Raw genomic sequence first — 19,211 nt, 5'->3', positions numbered from 1 at the left:
GGTTCAGGGTGCGAAAATCGCGCGTACGCAGCCATCTTCTTTATGCTTAAACATCTCATAGCCGCGCGGCGCATCCTCCAGCGAGAAGCGGTGCGTCGCCATAAAGGCGGGGTTAAGCTCATTCTTCGCGACGTGCTCCAGCAGCCGATGCATATAGCGCTGTCCGTGTTGTTGCGCGGTACGGATAGTGAGGCTTTTGTTAATCATCAGCCCCAGCGGAAACTTATCCATCACGCCGTAAACGCCAAGGATAGCGATATTGCCGCCCTTCCGGCAGGCGTAGAGCGCCTGACGCAGCGCGGCGCCGACGTCGGTTTCCAGATGCAGCAGCTGTTTGGTTTTATCGTAAACCTGAGTAAGGCCTTCGCCGCGCGCCTCCATGCCGACGGCGTCGATACAGCTGTCCGGGCCGCGGCCGCCGGTGAGCTCCAGCAGCGCCTCGTTGATATCGACCTGGGTGTAATCGAGCGTAATGCTGCCTGCATAGTCGCGCGCCATCGCCAGGCGTTCCGGATAGCGGTCGATACCGATGACCTGATGCGCGCCCATCAGCCACGCGCTTTGCTGCGCCATTAAGCCGACACCGCCACAGCCCCACACCACCACCGTATCGCCGGGGTGAATATTGCAAAAATCGGCGCCCATATAGCCGGTCGGAGCCGCATCGGAGAGAAAGAGCGCCTGTTCGTCGGTTACGCCTTCCGGCACCACAAAACAGTCGTTATCGGCAAAAGGCACGCGAACATATTCAGCGTGCGAGCCTGCATAGCCGCCAAACGCGTGACTGTAAGCGTAAATGCCGCCGGTAGGGTGTCCCAGCACCGTTTCGCCTTTCTCCCACTGCGGATTGGTGTTGTCGCAGCAGGATGGCAGCTGGTGCTGGCAGTACCAGCAGGAGCCGCACGAGATAAACGAGGGAACCACGACGCGATCGCCACGACGGATCTGTTTTACCGCGCTGCCGACCTCCACCACTTCGCCCATAAATTCATGGCCGAGAATATCCCCTTCGCGCATGCTCGGGATCAGCCCGTCGATTACGTGCAAATCAGAGCCGCAGGTGGTGGTTAAAATAACGCGAATAATCGCATCGTGAGGATTAAGCAGGCCCGGATCGGCCACCGTTTCAACGCTGAGATCGTTTACGCCGTTCCAGCAGAGTGCGCGCATCTATTTCTCCTTATCCTGACGTTCGGCATGTCGGCCAGCGGGCTGACCATCAAGCGTGGGGATCTCGCCGGTTTCGGCCAGACTTTTAAATCGGTGCAGCGCCTTGCTGGCGATCTCTTTGGGCAGCAGGTCAAAGAAGGTCGTGACCTTTTTACCCAGCGCGCCGCCCGGCGGCGTAAAACGCAGCGTCAGCGACAGCTCGGTTCCCCACTCACCCGGCGCCGGGCGCAGCAGCAGTTCGCCTTCGTTAGGGATATCTGCCCCTTCCAGAGACTGCCAGGCGATGATCTCTCCCGGTTGCGCCTCAACAATGCGGCTCTCCCAGGAGTAATGTTTGCCGAGCGGGCCATCGACCTGCCACAACGCATCGCTTTTGTTAACGGGCGTAACGGTCGCAAAATGGCTCATAATGCGGGGCAAGGTGTCAGGCTCCAGCCAGAGGGCAAAAAGGTCAGTAGCGGGACGCCCGACGGTTATCCAGCGGCGTAGCGTAAGCACGTCGGCAACAGCATCAGGTTTTGATTTTTTGGCCAAAGGATCCTCCTGTAAGGCGCAAACAGCCATTAACATAGTTTGAGTTAAGTCCAGAGGATCGGATATTGCGAGCGAAACCGCAGGCGGGAGGGGGAATTCTGGCGCGCAGAAAAAAGCCGGGAATGCTCCCGGCCGGGTTTATTGCTGGCTGTCCTGCCAGTGTCGTTCGCAGTGTTCGCGCGCTTCGGCGGGCAGATCGCGCAGTTCCGGCAGGCTGTCGCCAGAACCGTAGTCCATCGCCACTGCGACCTCTTTTTGCTCATCACGCGCGGCGAAACTGAGCTTCTCGTCCAGCTTGCGCCACTCCCCATCCTCTTGCCGGTAGATCAGCGCATAGACAGGCGTCTTTTCATCGTCGCCGTAAATCTCATATTTCTGTGCCCCTTCACCTTCAGAACCAAACTGCAGAGTGTCAATCAATACGGAATCGGCCATGTTTTTCTCCTCGGTCACCAGAAAATAAGCATAGCCTATTGCCCGGAGCAGATACGCCCTGGCAGAAAGAGGGCCAGCGTTTTGGCTGGCGCAGCATCCTTGTCGGGTCTCTGCCTCAGTTAAATAGAGCAATCCCGGAAGCGCTGGCATTTATCTCAGGGATGCGTTTAAAAGAAATGAACATGGTATTTTTACAACGGATGTTAACGAATATTTATAAGCGAATGCGTAACGGGGACAAATAATAAAAATGACAATACGAAAACCTTACTAAAAATTTATCTCATTTAACATTGATCATTATTCTGGAATAACAATATAATGGTCACATATATGATCTTTTCGACCACTTTGTTAAATTAATAAGTAACAGTAAATTTTTATTTTAACATTAACACGTAACAGGAGTTTTTAAGGAAACAGCTAATTATCACTTACCTTGAAATATCTCTCGCCAGTTCTGACAGTTAGAACGATTTGGGATGCTTATAAGCTAAAGGAAGACCCCCAAACGGAAGGGAAACGCAAAAGCTTTCCTCCCGGTGATGGAACCAACATAAACCAACGCATTTACCTGAACGATTGCGATATGAATCTTATCGGAACAGGTTACTGTGCATTATAAAATTTATCTCAGTAAAGGATGTCTGAATATGAAAATTGTCATGTTGAATAAAACTGCTGCCGGTCTGTTTTTATTAACAGCATGCAATGCGGCTTTCGCCAGCACCACAACAGCCGATGTCGGTGGCGGCACTATCACCTTTTACGGTTCAGTAACCGATGCAACCTGTAATGTTACGACGAATAGCGGAAGCGACTTTTCCGTTGATCTGAATCCCGTTACGACAAGCGATCTGGGAACAACCGCTGGAGTTATCAGCACCAATGCCAAACAGTTTACGTTGAACATCGACGGCTGTTCTGGCTTTGACAGCACCAGCACGGCTGCGCAAACGCTTATGATTACCTTCTCAGGCGGAAATGTCTCTGACGATAACACCTACCTGAAAAACGGCTCGGGCACGGCCACCGGCGTGGGGATTGGCATTACCAAAGATGGCAGCACGCTGGTAGCGTTGAACACGGCGTTAGATACCGGTATGGCGACGACCTCTTCTGACGGCACCACTTATGATACAGCGCCTGCGTCAGGCACGCTGAGTTACTACGCCAATTACTATAACTACGGCGGCTCATCCGTCGCTGCGGGGTCTGTCGTCACCACAGCGACCTACACCTTTACCTATGAGTAATTAAGAAGGATCAGGACGATTAGCGATGGCAAGGATGTCATATTTTAAGGACAGAAAATGAAGACCCTTTCCTGTGGATTATTACTGCTTACTCTCTCCGCTCATGCAAGCGCCAGCGTGGTGATGAATAATACACGCGTAATTTTTCCGAGCGACAAAGAAAGCGTTAATGTCCAGCTTATTAATAAGTCAGCGGAAGGCCATCTTGTTCAGTCATGGGTGGATAATGGAAATCCCAACGAAAAACCTGAAAATCTCAGATTACCCCTGGCTGTGGTTCCCGCTGTTGTTAAAATTGGGGCTGGCGATGGTCAAATTCTGACGGTTGTTAAAAGTAACCTTGCGGCCGCGCTGCCCGCCGACCGTGAGACCCTGTTCTGGCTTAACTTTATTGATATCCCTCCGCAGCCAAAAGATAAACGCGGAAACTTTATCCAGTTCGCTGTCAGGAATCGGGTAAAGGTTTTTTACCGCCCGGCGGCTCTTAACGTCCGTCAAATCGACGTGCAAACCCACCTTCAAATAAAGCGAGAAGGCAATAACGCCTGCGTTAATAACCGCTCGCCTTATTTTATTACTGCGGCTGGATTAAGTAACGTTCAAAAAGGAAGCCAAAAAGACAACTTACTTAAAAAAACACTGCTCATTAAACCATTCAGCTGCGCACCACTGGATAATTCCATTGCTTACGTTAGTAAGAGACAGACCTGGTTGACTTACTTAGATGACTTCGGGACACTCAGAACTGTCAGCATTCCTGTAATATGAAAAGAAGAACGGATTGTTATAAAGTTACCTTACTATTTCTTGGTACGCTGTATTCAGCAATCGTTTATGCGGACGACGAGTTTAACCCTGGATTTCTGGTTGGCAGCGCTGTTAATACTCGTATATCAGAAGCGAAGAATACGATTTCCCCAGGCGTCTATAAGGTTGATGTCTATGTGAATAAAGAGTGGAAAGGTAACTATCAGCTAAAGGTCGCAGAGGGCAATGATCTCTTTATTCAAAAAGCGGACTTCTTTAAATTTGACATCAAAACCGAGACAACGTCAGAAACCTCGCCCTCAACTAATGCGCAGGGTTGGGTTTTATTAACTATCTTTCTTAAGGAGAGTGAGTTCAAGTTCCGTCAAAACACATTCCAGCTTGATATTACCGTGCCTCAGGCAAGGATTATCGTGCACGACAAAAACTGGATGCCCCCTGAACAGTGGGATAAGGGCATTACAGGTTTGTTCACCAACTATAACCTTATTTACACTGACGGGAACTATAAAAACAGCAGCGATCAGTCCTCGCTTTATGTGACGTTGAACAGCGGTTTTAATATTGCAGACTGGCACTTACGTGATAAATCCTATTATTATCACAACAAAAGCAATTCCAGCTGGATCACGCGCGCCCGCTATCTGGAAAAATCGTTTCCCGCGATAAATTCTACGGCAAAAGCAGGCGAGGACTATACCAGCTCGGACTGGTTTGACAGCTTCAAGTTCCGGGGCGTGGCTCTTATAAAAGATCTCTCTATGCTGCCCGACAGCTATCGTCTCTATATGCCTGTCGTCAGAGGCGTTGCGGAAAGCAATGCAGTAGTTAAGGTGATCCAGAACGACAAGATCGTTTTTCAACAGAGCGTTCCTGCCGGCCCCTTCGAGTTCGCCGACCTGATGCCGACTGGCTCGCGCTCGGATCTGAGCCTGGTGATTGAATACGCTAATGGCAAAAAGACAACAGCGATAATCCCCTATTCCGCGTCAGGCAATCTGTTGAGAAGCGGCAGCTCCGACTGGGCCTTATACGCAGGCAAATTCAAAAGCGATTACTATTTTAAAAACAGCAATTTTGTTCAGGCGGAATATTCACGGGGGTTAAACAACTCTCTGACGATAGTCGCAGGCTCCATCACAGGCGAAAATTATCAGTCTGGCCTGGCAGGCGCAGGGCTGTTGATTCCCTATCTAGGAACGTTAACCACAAGCTACCAATACGCCCGTGCTAAGGCTTCTGGCGCACACGCGCGTGGAGGCAAGGCCAGAATTTCGCTGAACAAATATTTCCCGACAAGAACCTCAATCACTGTCTCAGCGACCCATAATGAAAAAAATTACCTCACGCTAAGCCAGTCAGATTCCGCAGCGCAGTATGTCTCTGCGCAAACTGGCTACCGTGTGCAAGAACAAAACAGCTTCAGCGCGGCGATCGACCAACGCCTTCCTGAGGGGTATGGTTCGCTTAATGCGAGTATTTACGCCACAGGCTACTGGAATACCAGTAAAACATCTCGCCAGTTTAGCCTGGGCTGGAGCAACAGCTATAACCAGATATCCTGGACAGTCAATGCGGGTAGACGTATTTATACCGACTCTTCGCTTCTGGAGCAGGAGAAACGAACCGCCGTTTATCACGATGAGAGCTACGGCAGCATTAGCGTCAGCATTCCCTGGAGCATTTTTAACCACAACGGGACGATAACCGCGGCGTCAAACATTCAGGGAAGCCAGCATTCGTCCTCTGTCGGCTGGAATGAGACGGTTTCTGAACGATTGCGATATAACCTGCTGGCCAGTAGCAAGAGCAGCGATCGCGCGTCGTCCAGTGGCTACGTTTCCTATACCTCCCCCTGGTCGACCCTGACTGGCAACCTGGCTCAGAGCAGAAACTCAACGCAGTATGGTTTCAGCGCCTCAGGCAGCCTTCTGTTATCACAGCATGGTCTGCTGGCCTCTCCGCAAACGGGCAACCATTTCGTCATTATTGACGCGCCGGGGATCGCGGATGCGAAAGTGAATGGCAATGCCAGTATCGTAACGAATAGCGCGGGTAAGGCGCTGTTGCCCTACGCTACGCCGTGGCGCAAAAACACGCTCTATCTGAATGCGGATTCTGCCAGCGATATTGAGGGGAATATTAAAAAAGTTGCCCCGTGGAAAGGCAGTATTTCTTACGTTAAGTACATTACCGACACGCGAAAAACCTTCTCTTTACGCGCCACTAATAGTAATGGCGTACCGCTGACGTTCGGCGCCTCTCTTTATGACAAACAGGGTAATGAACTGGGCTATGTCGCTCAGGGCGGCCTTATTCATATCAAAGCGGATACCTTGCCCGATTCAATACGCGTTCAGACAGATAAGACGCACGCCTGCCTCATAGAGGAGGTTGTGCTGACTGGGGATAATATATGCAAAAATTTATAAATCGTTTGCTGTGGATCCTGCTTTTTGCAGCAGGTATCAGCGCAGTGTCGGTGACGCCAGCTTTAGCTATCGGGAGCTGCGATCCCAATAATATCTCATCGGGTAACAACTCCGTGGCGCTTTCAACGATTAGCGATATCGACCTTGCAACGATGTTGTCGCTGACTAATAGCTATTCGCTGACAACCAGCTCTAACTTTAGCGGTTATAAGTTAGTCTGTATCCTGAGCGGTGAGACGCTTCAATATCGAAACGGTATTGAGGGGGGCTATACCGTTAAGTTTACCAGCGGCGATGTGGATACTTATATCAAATTTACTGCCTCTCTCTCCGTTAACAATAAGTATTTCGACAGTGGTCTTATCAGTACTAGCTATTCTGCTTCGGATTTTGATACTGAGATAACCTTAACGGCGGAACTCGTAACAGGCTCTGATTATGATGTCGCCAGTACCAGCGGCAGCGTTGAGATCCCACTGCTGTATCTTACAAGTTCAAGCTATAGCAAAACGTATTCTACCGCCAGCGCGCTGCGGAGCCAGGTCTCTACCCGGGCTGCCGCAGCGGCATCATCATATTACGATCTAAAAGGATTCGCCTCGGTTAATGTCTCGTTCTCACCGGTCAGCACCACCTGCGTTATTGAAAACCAGGAATTTACACTGCCTTCAACCACGCTGTTTGCTATTCAGTCCGGCGAGACTTCCGATACACAATTTACTATTCCTGTTACCTGTAGCGGCAGCCTAAACAGTCTGGCGACAAAGACCTTCAATCTGAGAGCCTACAGTGGCGATATCGTTGACACCACGCGCTATATTATCAGGAACGCGTCATCAACCTCTTCGGGGATCGGCTTTCAGCTGTTTAATGATACGGCCGATCCGCTGGTATTCAGTTCCAGTTATGACTCAAGCTCAACGTCGCTTGCTTCAATGACACAAGGTTCAGATTTGATCACCTCGCTTACCTCATTGAATATCGGTGCGCGCTATAAAATTTACGATAGTTCTTCCGCAACGCCCGGAACGGTTGTAGGCACCATAACGATTTATATGGAGTATGACTAACTCGCCTGGTTAAGGCTCTCCCAGGCGAGACGGCAAAAAGATTTTTATAATTCAGGTTTCTTATCTCTTCGTCCGGCACTTATCATTCCCCCTAAATGGCTCGCTTTCAGCGCGATAATGTGCGCGCCCTGCCGTTTTTATACGACTCACGCGATGCGGCTGCCTGTACGATGACATCAGGCAACGAACCTAACGGAAACAGAGGTAACGGATGATGTCCCAGAAGAAAGCAACGCTTATCGGTCTGATGGCCATTGTGCTGTGGAGCGCGATTGTCGGACTGATAAAAAGCGTTAGCGAAGGGTTCGGCCCGGTCGGTGGCGCGGCGCTAATCTATAGCTGTAGCGCGTTGTTGCTGCTCTTTACCCTTGGCTTTCCCGATCTACGCACCTTTCCGCGGCGTTATCTGATCGCTGGCAGCATTTTATTTGTCTGTTACGAACTTTGCCTGTCGCTGTCGCTCGGCTTTACCCACAGCGGTCGTCAGGCGATTGAAGTCGGCATGGTGAATTATCTCTGGCCGAGCATGACTATCGTGCTGACGGTTATCGTCAACCGGCAAAAAACCAGCCTGTTTATCGTTCCCGGCGTTCTTCTTGCTGTCGCTGGCATAGGTCGCGTCCTCGGCGGCGAGAACGCCTTTTCGCTGAGCGAGATTGGCAATAATGTTATGGAGAATCCGCTCAGCTACGGGCTGGCATTTAGCGGCGCGGTGATCTGGGCGATCTACTGCGTGGCGACGAAAAAAATCGCCAACGGCAGTAACGGCATCACGCTGTTTTTTATATTAACCGCGCTGGCGCTGTGGGTGAAATTTCTGCTGTCGCCACAGCCCGCTTTTATTTTCTCGCCGCTGTCGTTGAGCGCACTTGCGCTGGCCGCCATTGCGATGAGCTTCGGCTACGCCGCCTGGAACACCGGCATTCTGCACGGAAACGTCAATCTGCTGGCCGCTGCTTCCTACTTTATTCCGGTTATTTCCTCTTTGCTGGCCGCGGTTATCCTTAACTCGCACCTGACGTTATCGTTCTGGCAGGGTACGGCAATGGTCAGCCTGGGTTCACTGATCTGCTGGTGGTCAACCCGAACCGCTGGCAGTAAAAAAGCCGCGCGAGAGATGTCATAACGCTTCGTGTTAATAAAGCCATGCAGCAGCGAATAACGTGTAAAGCGGTGTGGCGGAGTCAACCCGCCATATCTCTGGCGCACAAAGTTACAACAATAAGAAAACAGGTCCGAATATTTAAATAAGAAATACGCGTATTAATTTACACCCGTTCCCATAATGGATTGGTTGTGTAGAGGATGGTCCCAATAAGCTTGGTTAGTTTCAGGATGAAATGATACTCTTTTTTATGTTACTCACGGTTAATAATGAAGTGTTGCCAGCATGTATTTTTCATCCAAAAAATCAATCGCAATTATCTTTGCCTGGGGTCTGGCAGGGTTGTTTTTTATCGTTTTTCTCACCTGTAAAATTCACGCCAAAATTATCCTGCAGACGGCTGCCTGTTTCTGTCACAAAACCTCTGGGCACTATCTCGAATGGTTAACGCATTTGCCCAAACTCGTTTACAGGATACTATTCGAGAAATGTGAGCATAGTTCCGCGCAACGCCACTGATACAGAAAGGATTTAATGAAAAATAAAGCGAAACAATGAATGCCATTTAATCAAAAATAACCATACCAGGAACCCGGCAGAAGAATAGAGAACCACAAACAGAATAATGCCTGTACGTTTATTAGAGAATCGCATTAGCATCCTTTCTAACTTCATCATAAGACTTTCACAAAATGGCAGATTAGCCGGTGCCTCATTTGACATAACATGCTGTGAGTAATTTTTATTATCAGGCAGGAAGCATAAATACCGCTTCAACACGCTATGTGATTCAGCCTTTTATTACTGTCCGCACGTTTTATTATGATCCATGTCAATTCTATCCTGTTCTCGCTTACGCTCTGTTATTCTTTCTCACACCGCCCTACTGTTTAATCCAGGTTTACTCTCCGGGGAATAAACTGGAGTCTGTGATGTATGCACATCATAAAGCATGAAACATACGATTATATGTAACCTTCCTTGCTTGCGCCCATTGCCTGGGCGCTTTTTTATTTCAGTACTCTTTATCGCGTGGTAGATATCAGGAACTGCTGACCATCTTAAGCGCCTGCGCTTTACGCGCCTTCATTCTCCAGACGATCCATAACAACCCAAACCATAACGGCATGGCGCAAAGCGCGGCCAGCGTGTCCGGGTCGAATACCATAATCACCACCGAGAAGGCGAAAAACAACAGGCTAATCCAGCTCATCACCACGCCTGCCGGCATTTTAAACTGTGACTGTTCATGCAGTTCCGGGCGGTGCTTACGATACGCCAGGTAAGCCACCAGAATCATGCCCCAGCTGTATATCACCAGAATCGCTGCAAGCGTGGATACAATGGTAAACAGCGTCATGACATTGGGCACCAGGAACAGCAGCAGCGTTCCGCTCAGCATGCAGAAGCAGGAAAAAAGCAGGCTGCGCACGGGAATACGCGTGCTTCTGGAGAGTATGCGAAATTGCCAGTGCGCATGTTTTTCTACCGACAGACCGTAGAGCATACGGGTACTGGAGTAGACGCCGCTGTTAGCGGACGACATCGCGGAGGTGAGCGCCACAAAGTTGATAATCGCGGCGGCAGCTGGCAAGCCGGCTTTATCGAACAGGGTGACAAAAGGGCTAACGTCTGGAGAAATCGCTGCCCAGGAGGTGACGGCGATAATAACGACCATCGACAGCATATAAAAAATGATAATACGCAGCGGAATGGCGTTAATCGCTTTCGGCAGAATTTTCTCCGGGTCGCGCGTTTCGGCGGTCATGGTGCCGAGCAGCTCAATACCGGTATAGGAAAAGATAGCTATCTGAAAGCCAGCCAGGAAGCCTGTCACGCCGTGGGGCAAAAACACCGCTGAGTCCGTCAAATGCTGCAGCGAAGCCTGAACGCCGTCCGGCGAGGTCCAGCCGGTAGCGACCATCCAGATGCCGGTAAAGATCAGCGCGACAATAGTGATCACCTTAATTAGCGCAAACCAGAACTCCGCCTCGCCGAACATCTTTACCGACAGCAGGTTGAACATGCAGAGAATACCCAGGGTGACAAGCGCCGGTATCCAGGCGGACATTTCAGGAAACCAGTACTGCATATAACCGCCGCAAACCACTACGTCGGCGATACAGGTTACGACCCAGCTCAGCCAGTAAGACCACCCCAGATAAAAACTGGCTTTGGGCCCCAGGTAATCCGCGACGAAATCGGCGAAGGAGCGATAGTCGAGTCTGGATAACAGTACCTCCCCCATCGCGCGCATCACCATATACATAAAAAACCCCACCAGCGCATAGATGATGAGGATCGAGGTGCCCGCGACGGCGATATTTTTTCCGGCACCCATAAACAGCCCGGTGCCGATAGCGCCGCCCAGCGCGATCATCTGAATATGGCGCTCGCTCAGCCCGCGCTCCAGCTGCGACGAAGAGGAAGATTTTGCTGACGGCGCGTGCGGTTCTTTTACGGTCATAGCAATTCCTTCTGTGTTAAGGAGAGGTCACGGCGGCAACCTTTTGCGAGGCAACGGCTCAGCGAATCCGCGGCTGTCGCCCCTCTTTTCTCAGCGCTGAAAGTCATAGATGCTCCCCAGCGACAGGATCTGCGTCAGCTCATCCAGCGCCTGGCGGACTTCGCGCAGCAGCTGCGGATCGGCCAGATCGCTGCTGTGCAGCCGATCGCGATAATGTTTTTCTACCCAGCGAGTCAGCTGTTGATAGCGTGCGTCATTCATCAGGCTGCCGCTGTTGACGGCGGCGCGTTCAGCCTCGTTCAACACCACGCGCAGGCGAAGGCAGGCGGGCCCGCCGCCGTTGCGCATACTTTCACGCAGGTCGAACAGCTGCACCTCGTCAATCGGCGAGCCGGGACGCTCCGTCAGAAGGTTAAGATAGCGCCAGACATTCTCGCGCTGGCGGCACTCTTCTGGCACGACAATCAACATTTTCCCGTCAGGCTTGCTCAGCAGCTGACTGTTAAACAGGTAAGAGGCGACCGCATCCTCCAGCGAAACCTGTTCCTCCGGCACTTCGACACTCTCAAAAGGTAAACCCAGCGCGGCGCTCTTCTCCCGTAGCTGGCTGAGGAGACGATCCTGATCGAGAAAAGCGCGCTGATGGTGAAACAGTACATGCCGGTTGCTTACCGCGATGACGTCGTTGTGAAACACGCCGCTGTCTATCGCCGCAGGGTTCTGCTGAGCGAAAAGGGTATAGTCAGGATTAAGCTGATGCAGGCGCGCGACCGCTTCGCTCGCTTCCAGCGTCTGACGCGCCGGGTAACGCTGCGGCGCCACACCGCCGCCGAATGCGCGACGTCCGTAAACAAACAGCTGAATACCCTGACTACCGTAATCGCCGCAGAAGCGATTATGATTGGCCGCGCCTTCGTCGCCGAAATCGCTCTGCTGCGGCAGCGCGTCGTGATGACAGAAGTGAGCCTCATTATTAAAGGTGGCGCGCAGGATCGCCGAGGTCACCGGCGCCTCGAGAGAGCGATGCAGCTTATTGTTGAGATTCGCCACGGTGAAATGCACCCGACCATCGGCGCTGTCCGCTGAAGGGGACACCGTGGCCGCATTGGCGGTCCACATTGACGACGCGGAGCTCAGCGCAGAGAGAAGATGCGGTGAGGCCGCCGCCACACGCGCCAGCAGCTGCGTATCGCTGCCGGTAAACCCCAGCGCGCGCAGCGCGCCGACGTCAGGACGCGGCTGCGGCGGCAGAATGCCCTGCACGAAGCCGCGATCCGCCAGCGCTTTCATTTTCGCCAGCCCCTGCAGCGCGGCCTTACGCGGATTCGACAGGCCGTCGCGGTTGTGCAGCGACGCCTCGTTCCCGACCGACAGGCCTGCATAGTGGTGCGTCGGGCCAACCAGCCCGTCAAAATTTGCTTCAAAACCAGACATAGAAACCTCTGTATCAGAAAGGAAGGCCCGGAGAAGACGTGGCGGGCAAGGTCAGGGATTCGCTATCTTCAGGCGAACAGGTGCTCAGTCGCAGGCCGTTGTCCTGGCGCCACTCTCTGGCAATAAAGTGTGCTGCATGGCTCATAACGCATTCTCTTCGGGATTAAGGGAAACCAGGCGCAGCCTGTCAGCGTCGTCGATCTGCATCGCGCGGCGCTGGGCCTCGTTCAGGCAAAGAGAGCGGCCGTCGGCGGCGGGCTGCACCAGTACCGCACAGAAGTGCGCTAAATCATCTCGGGCGACAATACAGGGCGCATTGCCTTCAGCCAGCGTTTCGCCAGCACGGCCGGCAGTCACGACGCGGCTGTCGCGGATGGCGCGAATAGCATCGGTTTCGGCCTCCATTACCGGGCCGGCGTCAAAAATGTCGACCGAGCCGCGCCAGCTGAATCCCTCTTTTTCCAGGATCGCTCTGGCGGGCGCGGTGCGCGGATGCACCTCACCGATAACCCGCTGTGCGGCGGCGGGCAGCAGCGAAATGTAAACCGGCCAGGAGGGCATCAGCTCGGCGATAAAGGTTTTCATGCCGGTGCCGGTCAGGCGATCCGCTTCCGCAAAAGGAATTTCAAAAAAGTGATGACCCAGCGCGTCCCAGAAGGGCGATCTCCCCTCCTCATCCACTACGCCGCGCATCTCCGCAAAAAGGTGGGATGAGAAGAGGTGGCGGTGCGCGGCGATAAACAGCAAACGCGCTTTAGAGAGCAGCAGACCGTTACGGTTAACCTGATAATCAGGATCGAGAAACAGCGTACAGAGCTCACTGTGGCCGGTATGGTCATAGCTGAGGTGCAGCAACTCCTGGTTTTTATAGACGCCAATTTCGCGTGAGGCGCGTACGCTACGCTGAATGCGAAAGTTATAAAAAGGCTCATTCAGCCCTACGGCGACTTCAATCGCACTAACGCCGACCACGCGGCCCGCCAGCGGATCCTCCAGTACAAACAGAAACCCCTGTTGAGCGCGCGGCAGGCGTCCCGCAAAGGTTTCGATACTGTTATGGATACGCGCTCTGAGTCGCGGCTCGTCGTGCGGCAAGGATGTCATGCCGACCCCGGCGCGCGCCGCGAGCCGCAGGATATCAGGCAAATCAGATTCTTTTACCGGTCGAAACAGCACAGGCGTTCTCCTCTGTTAACCGACGAAACGGGCAATAGCGCGTTCAAGCCGCACAAACGCCGTTTCCAGGTCGCTGAAGGGAATATTTAAGGCCGGGGTGAGGCGCAACACATCCGGTCCGGCGATCAGGGCGATGACGCCCTCTTCCGCCGCCAGGTTGGTCAGCGTTTTGGCTTTACCGCTGTAAGGCGTCGCCAGTTCAGCACCGATCAGCAAGCCTGCGCCGCGAATATCGCTAAAGACGCCATACTGCGTGTTCAGCGCCGCGAGTCGCTCCACGATCCAGCCGTGGCGCGCTTTTACGCCCTGCAACAGCGCGCTGTCCAGCTGCGCCAGCACGCTGTTGGCGACCGTCGCGGCCAGCGGGTTGCCGCCGAAGGTCGTGCCGTGCGTGCCGGGCTGAAATACCTGCGCCCAGGCATCGCGCGTCAGCATCGCGCCGACAGGGAAGCCGCCACCCAGCCCTTTCGCGCTGGTTAAGATATCGGGTTCAACGCCATACTGCTGACAGGCGTAAAGCGAACCGGTTCGTCCGGCGCCGGTCTGCACCTCATCAAAGATCAGCGTGGCGTGGTAGCGATCGCAGAGCTGACGCAACCCCTGCAAAAAGGCCGCATCCGCCGGGCGCACGCCGCCCTCGCCGATAATCGGCTCGACGATAATGGCGCAGGTGCGTTCAGAAATATGATCGCTGACGGCCTGGAGATCGTTATAAGGCAGATGGGTAATGTCGCCGGGCAGCGGCGCATAGTCCGCCGAATATTTTGGCTGTCCGCCAACCGTGACGGTAAACAGGGTGCGGCCATGAAAGGCATTTTTGAAGGCGATAATCTCGCTTTTTTCCTTTCCGTGGCGTTCGAGAGCATATTTACGCGCCAGCTTAAGCGCCGCCTCGTTGGCTTCCGCACCGGAGTTACAGAAAAAGACTTTATCGGCGAAGGTGGACTCAACCAGCGTTTTCGCCAGCTGCAGTACCGGTTCGTTGGTGTAGCCATTGCCGATGTGCCAGAGCCTGTCGATCTGCGCTTTGAGCGCCTCGGCAAGGTGAGGATTGGCATGTCCCAGCGCGTTGACCGCAATACCACCGGCCAGATCGATATATTCCTTGTCCTGCTGATCCCAGACGCGGGAACCACTCGCTTTTACCGGAATAAAAGGCGCGGGCGAAAAACAAGGCACCATATATTTATCGAAATCTTCACGATTAAGACGTGCTGACATGTCATTTCTCCTGAAATGAAAAGAAGAATAGCGTGACGATCCAGCCGCGCTTTCGCCTGTAATTTAACGGCGCGGGCAAGCCGCGAATTAAATAAATTATCGCGTTATGTTTATCGCGTGAAATATAAATCAGGCTAGCGCTTCGGGTCGATAATGATTAAATATATCCATTCCTTCTGTTTAAGTGAGTTTCATACTGGTCGTGGCCTGTAACAAAGTCAACACATCCTGGATTCATTCTATTCACTTTTTGAACCCTCTCAAAAATCTGAAAAAATTGATAAAAACTGTCATTATGCAGATCAGGTGCATATAAAATGCATAAACATTCACTACATGCAGGTCAAAAAAGATGATTAATTATTCATATATCGTGACCGGGAAACGGTCCGTCTTTTTAGCTTTGGCTCTCTCGCCGATAGACATGCTGCAAATAAATGTTAGGTTTACTGCCGTTAAGAACATCTGATCCTGTTTTATTTCCCTGCACATTTAGCGACCCTACGTCGATAAGGTTTTTTATGGAAAAGTTATCTTACGCGTCAGAAAGTAGCACCTCTGCCTGGACCACCTATTTACGCCAAATAGATCGCGTGGCGCCCTATTTAGGCGAACTGGCGCGCTGGACGGATACATTGCGTCACCCTAAACGCGCGCTGATTGTCGATATTCCGTTGCAAATGGATGACGGGACGATTCGTCATTTCGAAGGTTATCGCGTTCAGCACAACCTTTCGCGTGGCCCCGGCAAAGGCGGCATTCGTTACCATCCCGACGTGGACCTCAATGAAGTTATGGCGCTTTCTGCGTGGATGACTATCAAGTGCGCTGCGGTCAACCTGCCCTATGGCGGCGCTAAAGGCGGCATCCGCGTAGATCCTTTCTCGCTTTCAGAAGGCGAGCTGGAGCGTTTGACGCGTCGTTATACCAGCGAAATCGGCATCGTTATCGGACCGCAAAAAGATATTCCCGCGCCGGATGTCGGCACTAACGGCAAGGTTATGGCCTGGATTATGGATACCTACTCCATGAACCAGGGCACCACGGTCACTGGCGTCGTTACGGGTAAGCCGGTCCATCTTGGCGGCTCGCTTGGCCGCGAAAAAGCGACAGGCCGCGGCGTCTTTATCACCGGCAGAGAGGTGGCACAGCGCGCAGGTATTACGATTGAAGGCAGCCGCGTCGCCGTTCAGGGCTTCGGCAACGTCGGCAGCGAAGCCGCTCGACTCTTTGCTGAAGCGGGCGCGCGCGTCGTGGCTATTCAGGATCACAGCGCGACGCTCTATAACGAGCGCGGCATCGACCTGACGGCGCTCAGCGACTGGCAGGCGCAGCACCGCAAAATTGCGGGCTTTACCGGCGCACAGGAGATCGACAGCGAGGCGTTCTGGGAGGTGCAGATGGATATTCTGATCCCTGCCGCGCTCGAAGGGCAGATTACCCTACAGCGCGCGAAGTCGCTTAACTGCCGGCTGGTGCTCGAAGGCGCTAACGGCCCGACCTTTCCTGAAGCGGACGATATGCTAGCAGAGAGAGGCATTCTCGTTGTGCCCGACGTGGTGTGTAACGCCGGCGGCGTGACGGTGAGTTATTTTGAATGGGTGCAGGATAGGGCCAGCTTCTTCTGGAGCGAAGAGGAGATCAACCAGCGCATGGACAAGATTATGACTGAGGCGATGGTCAGCGTCTGGGATAAAGCTAAAGAGAAAAGCTGCTCTTTACGCACCGCGGCTTATATTGTCGCCTGCGAGCGCATTCTGATGGCGCGCCAGGATCGCGGCATTTATCCGGGTTAGAACCTGTCGCCTGCTGAGGTGATAGCCCTTTTGCGCTATGGCGCCAAAGCGCATCTGCTTCCGGCAGGCGGTCCTCTGCCTGCCTGGTCCGCTCGCGTAGCTTCAGAATACCTGACAGCCAACGCAGGTTGAGAGTAAGGGCAGCCGCCTGGACCGCTCTGCCGGAATACCTTACCGGTTTTTACTGGCGGAACGTCAGGTCGCACGTATCAAAATATTTAATTATGCCGGCGCGTCAGAGCTGTCCCTCAGTTTTCTGTCTGTCAATGTTAATGCTGCCTGTGAAGCGCTTTTTATCGCTCGATATCGTCTTTTAATAAAATATTTATGAAACAGGATGGCCCACTCAGTCGTTCTGCCTGCGACCGGCTATACATTTATTGCCGTTCCCGTCACTGTTTATATCAACTATAAATAAACCAGCCTTAAATTATTCTATAACCCTGGCGATGCAGGTTAAGCAGTTGCTAATGTATTGTTCACATTTCACGATTAAGACGATCTGGTTTTATTTTTACTCAGCCTTAATAACCTGTTAAATCTCAAGCCTAAAGGCTTTATTTGAAAAAACAAATTTGCAAAAATGTTAATTTCACAGAACATTACTGTTTGAAAACGCGTTAATGCTCTGCTTTTTCAGCAACCATGTCAGGAAGAATGATAATTATAAAGGCCTGACAAACAAAGGCTTTGCGCGTATCCTTCCCGGAAAAGGAATAGTATTCAAGGTCATTGGTAAAATATCTGGCGTGAAGCTACAGTCTCAGCAAAAATATTTATACAACGATCAACAAGATGCTTTGCACGCTAAGTTTTTTCGTCACCTTCGCTTCAGTTGAGGCTTAATATCGGATTTTGCGATGCGCTCCAGAGCAGCGGAACATAAACAGAAAATATCGAACCCCATGAGATTTTCTGAATTAACTCTACTAACAGAGCATTTTACGGATAAATTTAGAGACGAATAATGAATAAAAATTATTACCTGAGTGAGTTAAGACGCTGCCCCTCAAAAGATATACTTGATATCGTTACCAGCTATATGCGTAAAAATGTTCCTGCTCAGGATATCAGCTCTTTTGAAGGTGCCTACGATCACCGTAAGGCAGAGCTTATAATGAATGAGATTTTTAATGATGTTCCGAGCGAAATATGGAGGCTGGTGAATTAGTCAGGAAAGCTGGCCAGGAACATTAGCGTCCATTTCAGCGTTTACCTCAATGATAAAAGAGCATCACTTCGCCCTGCGTGATGCTCTTTGCTGCCAGAAGGGTTAAGACCCGCCAGCTACACCGCTGTCGTCTGTTTTGAACACGCCGCCAAAACTACTACCATTCAACGGTAATTTTGCCGAAGTGCCCGCCATCGCGCGGCAGAGTAAACGCATCGGCGAGAGAAGTGAGTCCAGTGAACTTGTTGCTAATGACCGGGCGTAGCCCTGTCTGGTTTAAAGCGCGGATAAAATCCTCTTGCTGTCGATGGTTGCCAACGATCAGCCCCTGGATCTTTGCCTGTTTGGCCATTAACAGCGATGTCGGGATGTTCCCTTCTCGCCCGGTCAGCACGCCGATCAGAGCGATATGCCCGCCAACCCTGACGGCGTGAATGGACTGCGCCAGCGTCCCGGGCCCGCCAACCTCAATAACCACATCAGCCCCCTCTCCACCGGTGAGCTCCTGCACTGCTTTACCCCAGTCGGGATGGGTGCGGTAGTTGATGGTCTCATCTGCGCCCAGCGCGCGCGCCTGCGCCAACTTCTCATCGGAAGAAGAGGTGATAATGACGCGCGCACCCATAGCTTTAGCAATCTGCAACGCGGTGATCGACACGCCGCCAGTACCGAGCGCCAGCACCGTATCGCCTGCCTTGAGGCGGGCATCGCCTGCCAGCGCGCGCCAGGCCGTCAGTCCAGAGGTGGTGATGGTCGCCGCTTCTGCATGGCTCCAGCCAGCCGGGGCCAGGGTGAAACTGCTGGCGGGGCGCACAACATATTCGGCCGCAAATCCGTCAGCGCCATCGCCTGGCGTTTGCATGAAATCCGCGACCTGATTAAAAGGAAGCCCATCCGCCCACTGAGGAAAAAAACATGAAACGACAGCATCGCCCACTTTGAAGCCGGTTACACCCTCACCCACTTCCTCCACGACGCCTGCGCCGTCCGCCATCATAATGCGCTGCGGCGCGGTCGGTATTGCACCTTCCGCGACCAGCAGGTCGTGATAGTTGAGCGATGTTGCATGTATCGCCACGCGGATTTCGCCATAACCGGGTTTGCCAGGGTCGGCCAGCGTCATCAGCTTAAGATTAGCCAGTCCGCCTGGAGCGGTTAAGGTCATAGCCTGCATAA

General features: G+C 52.5%; 15 protein-coding genes. 7 read left to right on the top strand and 8 right to left on the bottom strand.

The features are described 5' to 3' along the window. Positions 1-3: 3 nt before the first annotated feature. From EKL29_RS08855 to EKL29_RS08845, 3 genes are all read right to left on the bottom strand, one after another. Positions 4-1,170, bottom strand: a complete 1,167-nt coding sequence (locus EKL29_RS08855; protein WP_120456874.1) for a zinc-dependent alcohol dehydrogenase — start codon at positions 1,168-1,170, stop codon at positions 4-6. Further along, positions 1,171-1,704: an SRPBCC family protein gene (locus EKL29_RS08850; RefSeq protein ID WP_240629485.1), complete on the bottom strand. Its 534-nt coding sequence runs from the start codon at positions 1,702-1,704 to the stop codon at positions 1,171-1,173. It lies immediately after the preceding gene. Positions 1,705-1,842: 138 nt separating this feature from the next. After that, positions 1,843-2,139 carry a hypothetical protein gene (locus EKL29_RS08845; RefSeq protein WP_120456876.1) on the bottom strand — a complete coding sequence of 99 codons (297 nt, stop codon included), beginning with the start codon at positions 2,137-2,139 and terminating at the stop codon, positions 1,843-1,845. Positions 2,140-2,792: 653 nt separating this feature from the next. Here EKL29_RS08845 and EKL29_RS08840 point away from each other — a divergent pair. From EKL29_RS08840 to yddG, 5 genes are all read left to right on the top strand, one after another. Then, positions 2,793-3,395, top strand: coding sequence for a fimbrial protein (locus EKL29_RS08840; protein ID WP_311778992.1), 603 nt, complete (start codon positions 2,793-2,795; stop codon positions 3,393-3,395). 57 nt (positions 3,396-3,452) lie between these two features. Beyond that, positions 3,453-4,163 carry a molecular chaperone gene (locus EKL29_RS08835; RefSeq protein WP_120456878.1) on the top strand — a complete coding sequence of 237 codons (711 nt, stop codon included), beginning with the start codon at positions 3,453-3,455 and terminating at the stop codon, positions 4,161-4,163. Continuing rightward, on the top strand, positions 4,160-6,595 hold the full coding sequence (locus tag EKL29_RS08830; protein WP_126689408.1) for a fimbria/pilus outer membrane usher protein: 2,436 nt from the start codon (positions 4,160-4,162) through the stop codon (positions 6,593-6,595). The genes EKL29_RS08835 and EKL29_RS08830 overlap by 4 nt, the downstream gene beginning before the upstream one ends. Then, positions 6,580-7,665 carry a fimbrial protein gene (locus tag EKL29_RS08825; protein ID WP_126689407.1) on the top strand — a complete coding sequence of 362 codons (1,086 nt, stop codon included), beginning with the start codon at positions 6,580-6,582 and terminating at the stop codon, positions 7,663-7,665. Before EKL29_RS08830 ends, EKL29_RS08825 begins: the two co-directional genes overlap by 16 nt. Positions 7,666-7,879: 214 nt before the next feature. Then, positions 7,880-8,791 (top strand): aromatic amino acid DMT transporter YddG, encoded by a 912-nt coding sequence (gene yddG / locus EKL29_RS08820; RefSeq protein ID WP_126689472.1) that lies wholly within the window; start codon positions 7,880-7,882, stop codon positions 8,789-8,791. 1,021 nt (positions 8,792-9,812) lie between these two features. Here the strand turns inward: yddG and EKL29_RS08815 are convergent. The 4 genes from EKL29_RS08815 to EKL29_RS08800 form a co-directional block, all read right to left on the bottom strand. Next, a complete protein-coding gene (locus tag EKL29_RS08815; RefSeq protein ID WP_120456884.1) occupies positions 9,813-11,237 on the bottom strand; it encodes an amino acid permease in 1,425 nt (474 codons plus the stop codon). A gap of 90 nt (positions 11,238-11,327) precedes the next feature. Further along, complete coding sequence (astB, locus tag EKL29_RS08810) at positions 11,328-12,671, bottom strand: N-succinylarginine dihydrolase (protein ID WP_126689406.1); 1,344 nt, start codon at positions 12,669-12,671, stop codon at positions 11,328-11,330. A gap of 141 nt (positions 12,672-12,812) precedes the next feature. After that, a complete protein-coding gene (astA, locus tag EKL29_RS08805) occupies positions 12,813-13,847 on the bottom strand; it encodes an arginine N-succinyltransferase (protein WP_120456888.1) in 1,035 nt (344 codons plus the stop codon). 15 nt (positions 13,848-13,862) lie between these two features. Next, positions 13,863-15,068 carry a bifunctional succinylornithine transaminase/acetylornithine transaminase gene (locus EKL29_RS08800; protein WP_126689405.1) on the bottom strand — a complete coding sequence of 402 codons (1,206 nt, stop codon included), beginning with the start codon at positions 15,066-15,068 and terminating at the stop codon, positions 13,863-13,865. Between the two features lie 521 nt (positions 15,069-15,589). Between EKL29_RS08800 and EKL29_RS08795 the strand changes: the two genes are divergently transcribed. Both EKL29_RS08795 and EKL29_RS08790 read left to right on the top strand, forming a co-directional pair. Next, positions 15,590-16,864, top strand: a complete 1,275-nt coding sequence (locus tag EKL29_RS08795) for a Glu/Leu/Phe/Val dehydrogenase (protein WP_126689404.1) — start codon at positions 15,590-15,592, stop codon at positions 16,862-16,864. A gap of 967 nt (positions 16,865-17,831) precedes the next feature. Beyond that, positions 17,832-18,035: an Hha/YmoA family nucleoid-associated regulatory protein gene (locus EKL29_RS08790; RefSeq protein WP_120456893.1), complete on the top strand. Its 204-nt coding sequence runs from the start codon at positions 17,832-17,834 to the stop codon at positions 18,033-18,035. A 157-nt stretch (positions 18,036-18,192) separates the two neighbouring features. Here EKL29_RS08790 and EKL29_RS08785 read toward each other — a convergent pair whose 3' ends face one another. Beyond that, positions 18,193-19,209: an NAD(P)-dependent alcohol dehydrogenase gene (locus EKL29_RS08785; RefSeq protein ID WP_126689403.1), complete on the bottom strand. Its 1,017-nt coding sequence runs from the start codon at positions 19,207-19,209 to the stop codon at positions 18,193-18,195. Positions 19,210-19,211: the final 2 nt, after the last annotated feature.

The organism is Pantoea sp. YU22 (assembly GCF_003970755.1).
Classification (GTDB): domain Bacteria; phylum Pseudomonadota; class Gammaproteobacteria; order Enterobacterales; family Enterobacteriaceae; genus Pantoea; species Pantoea piersonii.
The sequence above is the reverse complement of the archived record's forward strand: the minus strand, read 5'-3'. Positions and strand labels throughout refer to the sequence as shown.

Bases quoted from the DNA above. Each gene is read 5' to 3' on its own strand.
- EKL29_RS08855 (WP_120456874.1), bottom strand. From the start codon at position 1,170: ATGCGCGCACTCTGCTGGAACGGCGTAAACGATCTCAGCGTTGAAACG.
- EKL29_RS08845 (WP_120456876.1), bottom strand. From the start codon at position 2,139: ATGGCCGATTCCGTATTGATTGACACTCTGCAGTTTGGTTCTGAAGGT.
- EKL29_RS08840 (WP_311778992.1), top strand. From the start codon at position 2,793: ATGAAAATTGTCATGTTGAATAAAACTGCTGCCGGTCTGTTTTTATTA.
- EKL29_RS08835 (WP_120456878.1), top strand. From the start codon at position 3,453: ATGAAGACCCTTTCCTGTGGATTATTACTGCTTACTCTCTCCGCTCAT.
- EKL29_RS08830 (WP_126689408.1), top strand. From the start codon at position 4,160: ATGAAAAGAAGAACGGATTGTTATAAAGTTACCTTACTATTTCTTGGT.
- EKL29_RS08825 (WP_126689407.1), top strand. From the start codon at position 6,580: ATGCAAAAATTTATAAATCGTTTGCTGTGGATCCTGCTTTTTGCAGCA.
- yddG (WP_126689472.1), top strand. From the start codon at position 7,880: ATGTCCCAGAAGAAAGCAACGCTTATCGGTCTGATGGCCATTGTGCTG.
- EKL29_RS08815 (WP_120456884.1), bottom strand. From the start codon at position 11,237: ATGACCGTAAAAGAACCGCACGCGCCGTCAGCAAAATCTTCCTCTTCG.
- astB (WP_126689406.1), bottom strand. From the start codon at position 12,671: ATGTCTGGTTTTGAAGCAAATTTTGACGGGCTGGTTGGCCCGACGCAC.
- EKL29_RS08800 (WP_126689405.1), bottom strand. From the start codon at position 15,068: ATGTCAGCACGTCTTAATCGTGAAGATTTCGATAAATATATGGTGCCT.
- EKL29_RS08795 (WP_126689404.1), top strand. From the start codon at position 15,590: ATGGAAAAGTTATCTTACGCGTCAGAAAGTAGCACCTCTGCCTGGACC.
- EKL29_RS08790 (WP_120456893.1), top strand. From the start codon at position 17,832: ATGAATAAAAATTATTACCTGAGTGAGTTAAGACGCTGCCCCTCAAAA.
- EKL29_RS08785 (WP_126689403.1), bottom strand. From the start codon at position 19,209: ATGCAGGCTATGACCTTAACCGCTCCAGGCGGACTGGCTAATCTTAAG.